The following is an 8,634-nucleotide window of genomic DNA, read 5'->3' on the forward strand; positions in this document are numbered from 1 at the left end:
ATAATTTTAAGTCAATAATTAAATCAAAATAAATCTATAAATTTTCAACGCAAACAATTATCACCCTTTCTGGACCGTGAACCCCTATGGTTAACACCCTTTCTATGTCTGCCGTCCTACTGGGGCCGCTGATTAGGGTTACATAAGGAGTATTAGTCAAATTAAAAGAACGAAGGGCGGTTTTAAGGTCTGGGAAGATCCTGCTTTTAGGAAGGATAGCTATGTGAATCTCTGGTAAACTTGAGACCAACCTTTTCTGTATGTGGTTAGAAACCTCTATCAAAGAACCAGACTCAGCTATAGCCCCGTCTACTTCGTTTATCCCGATTTTAGCTTGACTTGCTATTTCTGGGGTAAATTCAAAGGTAATCTGAGGGAGGTCTGCTAAAAGGTCTTCTTTTCTCTCCCCATCCAAAAACCAGGTATCATACCAAACAACTGATTTTTTGTCCTCAGATGAGGTGTTTTCTTTTATAAATCCTTTTATAAACTCTAAAGCTTCTTTTCGGTTTTTAAAAGAATATACCTCTGCCATCAAAGCAGAAGCTTTTTCTTTAAAAAGTTCAAACATTATGATTCCCTCCTGTAAGCCTCTGCAAGCAGGCTTATTACATGTTTTACCTTTGCGTTAACCTTATATCTTTGAGTACCTTCTCCTAACTGCATCATACAAGCCGGACATTCTGTGGCTACCACCTCTGCTTTGGTATTTTTTACGTCTTCCATCTTGGACTGAAGTATCTTTAAGCTGGTATCTGCGTAAGCTAAGTGATAAGAACCACCGCTTCCACAACAGGCATCTGGTTTTTTCATCTCGACCAACTCAACCCCTGGAATAGCTTTTAAAATTTCTCTTGGCTCTACCCAAACCTTCATAGATTTTTTAAGATGACAAGGATCATGATAGGTTACCTTAAGCTTTAACTCTGCCTTTGGCTTTTTAAGCTTGATAACTTTTAAAAGAAAACTGGTAATATCGTATACCTTTTCAGCCCATTTTTTAGCTTTTGTCTCGTATTCTTGATCACCTTCAAAGATCATAGGATATTCGTGTTTTAGAGCACTTCCACAAGAAGCACATCCTGTTATGATATATTCTGGGTTTATCCTTTCAAAAAGGTCCAAGTTGTTTTTAGCCAGCTCCTTTGCCTTTTCTATATCTCCGTGCACCATAACTGGCATACCACAACAGTTCTGCCCCTTAGGGATTAAAGTTTTTATTGCATTTTTCTTTAAAACAAAAAGAATATCATCTCCTATTTCTGGATAAAGATAGTTTATAGAACAGCCGGTGAAAAATAAAGCTGTAGCCTGAGGGTTGGAGACCTCTACCACCTCAGGTGTACTATCCCTAAAAGACTTAGAGGCAAACTCTGGAAGCACAAAGTATTCATCAAACCTCTTTCCAAGGGTTCTCAAGAAAGCCCTTGGGGCCCTAAGTTTAGGCCCCCGTTTTTCTAAAAAGAACCCTTGCATTTTAGAAAAAGCTTTTAACCCCTTATCAAAAAGAGATGGATGAGTTAAAGCCCAAAAAGCTAATTTTTTTACCCAAGGTTTACCTAAATCTTTTGCAAGCTTATGTCTTAGTGCCAAAATAATTTTATCGTACTTTACCCCTGTAGGGCAGGCAAGCATGCAGGACTTACATACCAAACAGTTATAGATAAGGTTCATAAGATCCTTATCGCGAATTTTACCTTCTAAGTAGGCCTCTCCTAAGGCAATCTTACCTCTGGCAACTGCACTTTCCTTTACCTCAGTCCCATAAACAGGACAAACAGCCATGCAGTTACCACACTTCATACATCTTATAAGTTCTCTCTTTAAAGCTTCATCGTTTTCAAAGATGCTTTTTCCCACCGTTTAATCCTCCATAGGGACTAATTTTCCAGGATTTAAAATATTATCAGGGTCCAGAGCCTTTTTAAGACGTTTCATAACCTCAATGCCAGAGCTACCGATTTCATTCTTCAGATACTTTTTCTTGGCTACCCCTATTCCATGTTCTCCTGAAAGCGTTCCTCCAAGTTTTAAAGCAGCCTCAAAGATTTCGTCTATGGCTTTATCAAGTCTTGCCATCTCGTCTTTATCCATAGGGTCAACCAAGATGGTGGGATGAAGATTTCCGTCTCCAGCATGACCAAAGGTTCCTATGGTAAGGTTGTATTTTTTAGCGATTTCTTGAATAGCCCGTAGCATATCTACGATTTTTGTCCTGGGAACCGTTGCGTCCTCTAACACTGTAGCTGGCTTTACCTGAGCTAAAGCCGGAAGGGCTGCCCTCCTTGCTGCCCAGAGGTTGTCTCTTTCCTGGTCTGTTTCTGCAACTTTGTATTTTCCTTTATTTTTCTGTATTACCTCTACTACCTTCTTTGCCTCTTCCTCTACCCCATCTTTTCCGTTTCCGTCAACCTCTATAAGCAACAGCGCAGCAGCATCAGTAGGGAGACCTACTTTAGCAAAATTTTCCACAGTCCTTATGGTCATGTTATCCATAATCTCTAAAGTAGCAGGTATAACGTGAGCCCTTATGATGTCTGTAACCGTTTGCCCTGCATCTTCAAGGGTACCAAAAAAGGCTATCATAGATTTTCTGTACTTAGGTGCAGGGATAAGCTTTAAAATTACCTCGGTAATAATACCCAAGGTTCCTTCAGACCCTACAAAAAGTCCGGTAAAATCATAGGCGGTGACGTTTTTAACGGTTTTTCCTCCAAATCTAAACACCTCTCCAGTAGGTAGAACCACCTCCATACCCATTACATAGTGTTTGGTAACCCCATACTTAAGACCTCTTAAACCACCTGCGTTTTCTGCTACGGTTCCTCCGATGGTAGCCACTGCCATAGACCCAGGGTCTGGAGGATAGATTAAACCATACTTAGCCACCTCTGCATTAAGGGTAGCTACTACCACCCCAGGTTGCACCGTTGCGGTAAGATTGTCAGTATCTATTTCCAAAATCTTGTTCATCCTTTGAAAGGAGATTACCACTCCTTTACTTAAGGGGACAGGGCCCCCGCTTAAACAGGTCCCTGCCCCTCTTGGATAGATAGGTACTTTATTCTCTCGACAAAGCTTAACTATTCCCTGTACCTGCTCTGTAGTTTGAGGGAAAAGTACCGCCCCAGGAATTTCCCTGGGGATCCCTGGGGTAGCATCATAACTGTAGGTTATAAGCTCTGATTCTTTGGTTAAAACATTTTCCTCTCCTAAGAGAGAAATACAGGCATTTATAAAGGCATTACTTAACATAATTTGCCCCCTTGCCTACAATTCTTGAAATGATTACCAATAAAATCGAAGCTACAAAGGTAGCTATAAGTATGTTATATCCTTCCTGAACTGCCGCTTGTGCAGCTGAAGCAGCTTTAGCAGTCTCTACCGCCTTTTCCCAGACAGGTATCATCCAAGTAAACACATAGGCCTGTAACATCGCAAGAATTCCCATCAAGAAAGTTAAAATTACAGAATGTTTAAAGGTAAATCTAAAAATATCTCCCTCTTTTCCGCTAAGACCGGTTGCTGCGGTAGCCACAGCTATAGACTGAGGAGAGATCATCTTACCCATAACACCACCGGAGGAGTTGGTAGCTACCGTAAGCACAGGGTCTATACCGATCTGTCTTGCAGTAACTTCTTGAAGTTTACCAAAAAGAGCGTTGGTAGAGGTATCAGAACCAGTCATAAACACTCCTAACCAACCAAGGAAGGCAGAGAAAAGCGGGAATAAAAATCCGGTAGAAGCAAAAGCCAATCCCAAGGTAATAGCCATACCAGAATAGTTCATAAGATAAGCAAATCCTAAAATAATTCCGATGGTAAGGATTGCCCATTTAAGAGAATTAAGGGTTTTTCCTGCAACTCTGATCGCGGTAGAAATAGAAGCACCTACTACAGGTATAGAAAGAATAGCTGCAAAAAGAATAGAGGTTCCTGCGGCGCTAAGTATATTCCAGGTATAAACTGCTGCCTTAGGCTTACCTACATAGTCTATTACCTCTTTGTCAAGTCCAACGATAGGAAATTTTAAGGTCAAAATCTGGTCTAAAGCTACTTTAACTGACTTAACACCCCAAGCAGCAACAAAAATAGAAAGGAGTATAAAAGGTGCCCATGCCCTGAAAACCTGTCCTAAAGTGTACTGAAGTTTAGCCTTTTCTACCACTTCTTCATGTTCAAAGGTCCAAACCTCCTTAGGATGCCAAATCCTTACAAAAATAGCTGTACAGAAGATAGTTACGATAGCAGATAAAATATCTGGAAGATATGGACCTAAATAGTTAGAAACCAAAAACTGTGTAATAGCAAAAGAACCACCAGCAACGAGAAGAACTGGCCAGATTTCTAAAGTCTTTTTCCAACCAGCCATAACCACCGACATATACAAAGGAATCAGCACACTAAAAAAGGGAAGCTGCCTTCCTACCATCTTAGACAAAGCCATCAAATCTACTCCTGACACCTGAGCACCAACCACGATAGGGATTCCAATAGCACCAAAGGCAACTGGTGCAGTGTTTGCCAAAAGGGCTATACCAGAGGCATAAACCGGGTTAAATCCAATACCTGCAAGCATAGCTGCAGAGATAGCAACCGGTGTACCAAATCCAGCCGCACCCTCTAAAAACGCTCCGAAACAAAAAGCTATAAGAATAGCCTGAATCCTTCGGTCGTTACTTATCGCAGCTAAAGAGTTTTTGATGATTTCAAACTGCTTCGTTTCTACAGAAAGGTTATAAAGATAAATAGCAGTGATAACAATCCAAGAAACAGGCCAAAGCCCGAAGAGGAAACCATAAAAAGTAGAAAGCACCGCCAGGTTAACAGGCATCTTATAAACAATAACAGCTATTATTAAAGCTATAAGGACAGCACCTAACGCAGCCCAATGCCCCTTCATCCTTTTGTAAGCTAAAGCCCAAAAAAGGAAAAAAATGGGAATGGATGCTACCAAGGCCGACAACCCAATACTACCTAAAGGATTTACATCCATCTGCCAAGCCATAACCTACCCTCCTTTTGAAATTATTTTTGGTAATCCTTTTTTAAGCTCAACATATAAATCTATTTAAAATTATTGTCAAGTCCAAAATTTTTTAGTATTTTATTAAATTTTTGAAAAAATTAGAGAAAAATATCTCAAGGTCTTTCTTTTTTTTATTTCTCTTTTTCTTTTTTTTCTTTAAACCTTTTCAATAGACAATAAGCTTGGCAAAATTATAAAATAACATCTAATTTTTCCTACCCATTTTTATAAAATTTTTTCCTTCAGCCCCAAAAAGACTTTTTAGACCTACAATATATCAATATATATTTTAAAATTATACAAGATAATATAAAAAAGTATTTAAAAAGTAAACTATAAAGAAATTCAAAAAAAATCAACAAAAAATTTTGAAACTACAAGATTCAAAAAGAAAAAAATTTTTAATTCTAAAATTCAAGATTTTTTCATGGTTGACTTTAAAACCAAGGTGGTTTATTTTTAAAGCGAACTTTGAGGCAAGATACTGTGAAAAAAATAACTTAAAGAGGGGAATAAGATGCTGGATTTTATCTTTAAACCTGAGAGTATCGCGGTGGTAGGTGCCTCTGAAGAAGAGAAAAAGATCGGTCATATTATCCTAAAAAACCTTTTAACCCAAGGCTATGCAGGCAAGCTCTTTCCGATAAACCCAAAACGCAAAGAAATATTAGGACTTAAGTGTTATCCCTCGGTTTCTGCAGTAGGAGAAAAAATAGATTTAGCTGTGATTGTAGTTCCGGCCAAAGTAGTACCTTCGGTTATAAAAGATTGCGGAGAAGCTGGGGTTAAAGGAGTAGTTGTTATTACTGCAGGATTTAAAGAAACTGGAGAAGAGGGAGCCAAACTTGAAAGGGAGATTTTAGACCTCATCAAAAAGTATGGGATAAGGATGGTTGGGCCTAATTGTTTAGGGGTAATAAATACAGAGTTAGGTATAAATGCAACTTTTGCTCCAGAGCTACCTCCTAAAGGAAGGGTTTCTTTCTTTTCTCAGTCTGGAGCCTTAGGGGTAGCTTTAATAGATTGGGCTATAGGTAGTGGTTTTGGTTTTGGAAAATTTGTTAGTTTTGGTAACAAAGCTGACCTAAACGAAACAGACTTTTTGGAGTACTTTGGAGAAGACGAAGATACAGACATTATCCTTGGATATATAGAGGATGTTAAAGACGGAAAACGTTTTATAGAAGTAGCAAAAAGAGTAGCTAAGAAAAAACCTGTTATCCTCATAAAATCTGGTGCAACCGAAGCTGGTGCCAGAGCAGCTTCCTCTCATACAGGGGCTTTAGCTGGATCAGACAGAGCCTTTACAGAAGCTTTTAGAAAGGCTGGAGTTATAAGGGTAGAAGGAATAAAGGAACTTTTTGAGGTAGCAGAAGTTTTTAAAAGCGGAAAGTTTCCTTCAGGGGAAAAACTGCTTATCGTGACCAACGCAGGTGGGCCAGGGATTATCGCTGCAGATACTGCAGAAAAAAATGGATTAAAACTATATCCTATGTCAAAAGAATCTATCGAATACTTAGCAGAAAAGCTACCTCCTACAGCTGCCCTTTACAACCCTGTAGACGTAATAGGAGATGCTACCTCAGAAAGATATATGGTAGTTTTAGAAAGGGCAGTGGTTGATCCTAACGTAGACGGAGTTTGTGTAATACTTACTCCTCAAGCGATGACAGATGTAGAAAATGTAGCAAAGATAATGTTAGAAAAAAGTAAAGAAACAGAAAAACCTTTTGTAGGTTGTTTTATAGGAGGACCCAAAGTCAGAGAAGCAACCTCTTACTTAAAAACAAACAACATAGCTTGTTATGAAGACCCACTAATAGCTATAAATGCCTACAGCAAGTTGGTACATTACGTCAAATACAAACACAGGGAAGAAGATGAATATATAAAATTTCCTATCTCCGAAGAAGTTAAAAAAGAAATAGGATTGATGCTTGAAGCACTTAGAGATGCTGGGGTAAGTGTAATAGGAGAAGAAAACGCTATGAAAATATTAAGTCTTTATGGAATAGAGTTTCCAAGAAGGGGGCTTGCCAGAACTGCCGATGAAGCAGTTAAAATTGCTGAACAAATAGGTTATCCGGTAGTTATGAAAATCAGCTCACCCCATATTATCCATAAAACCGATGTAGGAGGGGTAAAAGTAGGTCTTAAGGACGAAAAAGAAGTAAGAGAAGCCTTTCTTGAGATGACGATAAATGTTAAAAGGGCCATGCCTGGGGCGTATATCAAAGGGGTTAACATTTACGAAATGGTAACTGGTGGGAAAGAGGTTATCTTAGGGGTAACTTACGATAACACCTTTGGTCATATGATAATGTTTGGATTAGGTGGGGTTTATGTAGAGGTGCTAAAGGATGTAAGTTTTAGGCTTACACCTGTAGGTAAAAGAGAAGCTTACGAAATGATAGAAGAAATAAAAGGGAAAAAACTCTTAGAAGGAGTGAGAGGAGAAAAACCCTGTGATAAAGACGCTATAGTAGATAAAATCCTAAGATTATCTCAGCTGGTTGAAGAGTTTCCTATTATAAAAGAGATAGATATTAACCCTTATTTAGTAAAAGAATTAGGAGGTGTAGCTTTAGATGCAAGGATTATCATAGGGTGATACCCGTTGAAGCTTAAAAATCGAAAAAAACAAGGGGGTAAGGAGATGAAAACCATATTTTTGGTATCAAACAGACCGTTTACCGGAAGAAACATCTTGGCCTTAGGCCTTGCTTTAAACCTGAAAGAAAAGGGAAGTAAAGTGGGTTATATGAAGTTGATAGGCAAGGTGCCTGTCAAGGTAGGAGATAAAATTCTTGATGAAGAGGCGATGTTTATCCATAAGGTCTTAGAGCTTGAGGACCCTGTAGAATGGTCCTGCCCGTTTGTGTTTACTTATGATGTACAGTACAAACTGTTTGAAGGAGAAGACATATCAGTAGACCAGCAGATAAGAGAGGTTATAAAAAAACAGGCTGAACTTAAGGATTACCTTTTTGTGGTTGGGGGGGACAACATTTTTGAAGGCTACAGCCTTGGGATAGACAGTTTTCATTTAATAAAAGAATTAAAAGGCAAGGGATTAATAGTTCAGCTTTGGGATGGAGAGACCTCGGTAGACGACATTTTAGGAATCAAAGAGCTTTTAGGAGAAAATTTTGCCGGTGCGGTGATAAACAAGGTCCCTGTTGAGGAATATCCTTATGTAAAGGAAAAGGTGATTCCATACTTAGAGGGTAAGGGTGTAGAGGTTTTAGGGGTTTTCAAGAAGGACAAGTTGCTTGAGGCAGTAACGGTTAGGACGCTACTTGAGGTGGTTAACGGGGGTATTGTGTGTTGTGAGGACAAGCTTGATGAGTTTGTAGAGAACATTACGATAGGTGCGATGGACCCTGAGAATGCGATGAGGTATTTTTTAAGGATACCTAACAAGTTAGTGATAACAGGGGTAAACAGGACAGACATTCAGATTTTAGCTTTAGAGACTTCTACCAAGTGTTTACTTTTGACAGGGGGTTTATATCCAAGCGAGATGGTGGTAAACATAGCTAAGACAAAGGGAGTGCCAGTTGTGGTGACCTCTCTTGATACCTTCTCGGCAGTTGAAAAAATAC

At 39.1% G+C, this 8,634-nt stretch carries 6 protein-coding genes; 2 read left to right on the forward strand and 4 right to left on the reverse strand.

The annotated features are described in order from the left end of the window. Positions 1 to 34: 34 nt before the first annotated feature. The 4 genes from H529_RS0104030 to H529_RS0104045 are packed head-to-tail and all read right to left on the reverse strand — an operon-like array spanning position 35 to position 5,008. Positions 35 to 571, reverse strand: a complete 537-nt coding sequence (locus H529_RS0104030; protein WP_022855266.1) for a LutC/YkgG family protein — start codon at positions 569 to 571, stop codon at positions 35 to 37. Continuing rightward, a complete protein-coding gene (locus H529_RS0104035; protein WP_022855267.1) occupies positions 571 to 1,860 on the reverse strand; it encodes a (Fe-S)-binding protein in 1,290 nt (429 codons plus the stop codon). Before H529_RS0104035 ends, H529_RS0104030 begins: the two co-directional genes overlap by 1 nt. Positions 1,861 to 1,863: 3 nt before the next feature. Next, a complete protein-coding gene (locus H529_RS0104040; protein ID WP_022855268.1) occupies positions 1,864 to 3,255 on the reverse strand; it encodes an FAD-binding oxidoreductase in 1,392 nt (463 codons plus the stop codon). Further along, on the reverse strand, positions 3,245 to 5,008 hold the full coding sequence (locus H529_RS0104045) for an L-lactate permease (protein ID WP_022855269.1): 1,764 nt from the start codon (positions 5,006 to 5,008) through the stop codon (positions 3,245 to 3,247). Before H529_RS0104045 ends, H529_RS0104040 begins: the two co-directional genes overlap by 11 nt. A gap of 538 nt (positions 5,009 to 5,546) precedes the next feature. Here H529_RS0104045 and acs point away from each other — a divergent pair. Further along, complete coding sequence (acs, locus tag H529_RS0104050; protein WP_022855270.1) at positions 5,547 to 7,640, forward strand: acetate--CoA ligase alpha subunit; 2,094 nt, start codon at positions 5,547 to 5,549, stop codon at positions 7,638 to 7,640. Between the two features lie 45 nt (positions 7,641 to 7,685). Then, positions 7,686 to 8,634, forward strand: a 949-nt coding sequence (locus H529_RS0104055; RefSeq protein ID WP_022855271.1) for a DRTGG domain-containing protein, incomplete at its 3' end; no start/stop codon positions are given.

Origin of the sequence: Thermodesulfobacterium thermophilum DSM 1276, assembly GCF_000421605.1 — a bacterium.
In the GTDB taxonomy this organism is placed as follows: domain Bacteria; phylum Desulfobacterota; class Thermodesulfobacteria; order Thermodesulfobacteriales; family Thermodesulfobacteriaceae; genus Thermodesulfobacterium; species Thermodesulfobacterium thermophilum.

Bases quoted from the DNA above. Each gene is read 5' to 3' on its own strand.
- H529_RS0104030 (WP_022855266.1), bottom strand. From the start codon at position 571: ATGTTTGAACTTTTTAAAGAAAAAGCTTCTGCTTTGATGGCAGAGGTA.
- H529_RS0104040 (WP_022855268.1), bottom strand. From the start codon at position 3,255: ATGTTAAGTAATGCCTTTATAAATGCCTGTATTTCTCTCTTAGGAGAG.
- acs (WP_022855270.1), top strand. From the start codon at position 5,547: ATGCTGGATTTTATCTTTAAACCTGAGAGTATCGCGGTGGTAGGTGCC.
- H529_RS0104045 (WP_022855269.1), bottom strand. From the start codon at position 5,008: ATGGCTTGGCAGATGGATGTAAATCCTTTAGGTAGTATTGGGTTGTCG.